1 protein-coding gene is annotated in these 620 nt (G+C 60.6%); it reads left to right on the top strand.

The features are described from left to right. A partial coding sequence (locus MLE19_RS22880; protein WP_276322554.1) for an SRPBCC family protein occupies window positions 1-495 on the top strand: 495 nt, incomplete at its 5' end. Window positions 496-620 lie beyond the last annotated feature (125 nt).

Raw genomic sequence — 620 nt, 5'->3', positions numbered from 1 at the left:
GGCGATGCCCGGGCCGACTCCATCGTCAACCAGACGCGCAACCTCTGCCTCTACCCCAACGTTTATTTGATGGATCAGTTCTCCACGCAAATCCGCGTGATTCGCCCGGTCGCCGTGGATAAAACCGAAGTCACGATTTACTGCTTCGCGCCCAAAGGTGAAGCCGCCGAAGACCGGGAAGTCCGTATCCGTCAGTACGAAGACTTCTTCAACGTCTCCGGCATGGGCACCCCCGACGACCTGGAAGAGTTCCGCGCCTGCCAGGAAGGTTACAACGGCGCGCTGGCGGAATGGAACGACCTCTCCCGCGGGGCCCAACAGTGGATCGAAGGCGCCGACGAAACGGCCCAGGCGATCGACATGAAGCCCCTGCTCAGCGGCGCCTCACCGGAAGACGAAGGGCTCTACGTGCTGCACCACAAGCACTGGGTCGACGAAATGCTGCGCGCCATCGACAAAGAGCGCAGCCAGTTTATCGCCACCGCGTCTGCCTAAGCGCCCAGCGCCTGAAGAGAGGAGAGAAGTGACATGAGCATTAGCTATCACGACATCCAAGCCTTTTTATACCGCGAAGGCCGCCTGCTGGACGACCGCGAATGGGACGAGTGGCTCGCACTGTA

Origin of the sequence: Vreelandella neptunia, assembly GCF_022489065.1 — a bacterium.
GTDB classification, from domain to species: domain Bacteria; phylum Pseudomonadota; class Gammaproteobacteria; order Pseudomonadales; family Halomonadaceae; genus Vreelandella; species Vreelandella neptunia_A.
The sequence above is the reverse complement of the archived record's forward strand: the minus strand, read 5'-3'. Positions and strand labels throughout refer to the sequence as shown.